Annotated in this window: 1 protein-coding gene; it reads left to right on the top strand. The window is 29.4% G+C overall.

All coding sequences use genetic code 11. The annotated features are described in order from the left end of the window. Positions 1-76: 76 nt before the first annotated feature. Positions 77-1,207: a glucosyltransferase domain-containing protein gene (locus J5V48_RS09705; RefSeq protein WP_336244992.1), complete on the top strand. Its 1,131-nt coding sequence runs from the start codon at positions 77-79 to the stop codon at positions 1,205-1,207. The last annotated feature ends 60 nt before the right edge of the window (positions 1,208-1,267 follow it).

Here is a 1,267-nt window from a genome sequence, read left to right as displayed (position 1 = left end):
GATCAAACTATAATACAATCAGGACACTGTTATATTCGTAACTGCTAAAAAGTGGGGAATTTGATGCGTAACTGCTATTGCTCTTTTATGTGCTGTTTCTGCTGTTTACGTTGTATGCAATAATGCAAACTTACTGAAGTTTTGTGTTTCTGTTATTTTATGCATCTTATCAATAGGACTATATCAGTCTTATGTAAATGTTTTTTTATCCTTATTTGTTATAGTTCTGATCATTAAATTAGCTAATGGATGTAATGCAGTCACAGTAATAAAAATAGGCATTGTGTTCTTTTTAATTGCTCTAATTGCTACAATTCTCTATTTGTGCATTTGGAAAATGCTGATGAATGCACACCAATTGAATATACCAGACGATTACAACAGTCTGTCAAAAGTAAATTATTCTTCTATAGAAGAGCTTTCTTTTTATATAAAAAGAGCAATCATCAACCTAAAAAACTCTCTTTTAGAGGTCAACAGTTTTAACCTCATAAAAGTGCGAAACTTCAATATATTATGCTTGATAATTCTTTTGTTAGGAGCAGTAAAAGCTGTATTACTAGCAAAGGGATTTTTAGGAAAAATTTTAACAGCTATACTATGCATCCTGTTTGTACTTTGTCTTAATATTGCAAATATAGCTTCAAAAGATGTTTTCCATCAACTTATGATTTTTTCTTTCTGCCTTATCAATGTTGTTGCATTTGTTATTTTACTAAAAAGCAAAAATAAGATATTCATAAACATATTCATGATATGGCTTGCTGTAGTTTCTTTTCATTGCTGTAATTTTTATAACACCATATCAATGATGAAAGTAATTGAACTAGATTCCACATATGCTCATTTTTCTAGAATAATACAAAGAATTGAATCAATTGAAAATTTTGACAGTAATAAAGACACCGTTGTAATGGAGCCTTTAATAAAAAGTGAGTATTTTAATAAGACTAATGGTAGCTGTTTTAATGGATATAAGTTTTTAAATGGTTTAGGGGCAAATACTGCAGGGACATATAATACAGCTATGTTTGCTTCATATTTCAGTTTAGGACTGAATACTGTAACACTTAAAGATCAATCAGACATTTATTCACTTAAATTAACAACAGATCAAATTAATATGATTAACAGTATGGAACCTTATCCTGCTAAAAGTTCAGTAAAAAGAATCGGTAATTATATTTTTGCTTACCTAAGACCTTAAGACATTATTGTCAAAAGGGTTAGGTTGGTTAACGATCTGCCATACTAACAATGGTAGATC

Source organism: Succinivibrio faecicola (assembly GCF_019448115.1).
Classification (GTDB): domain Bacteria; phylum Pseudomonadota; class Gammaproteobacteria; order Enterobacterales; family Succinivibrionaceae; genus Succinivibrio; species Succinivibrio faecicola.
The sequence above is the reverse complement of the archived record's forward strand: the minus strand, read 5'-3'. Positions and strand labels throughout refer to the sequence as shown.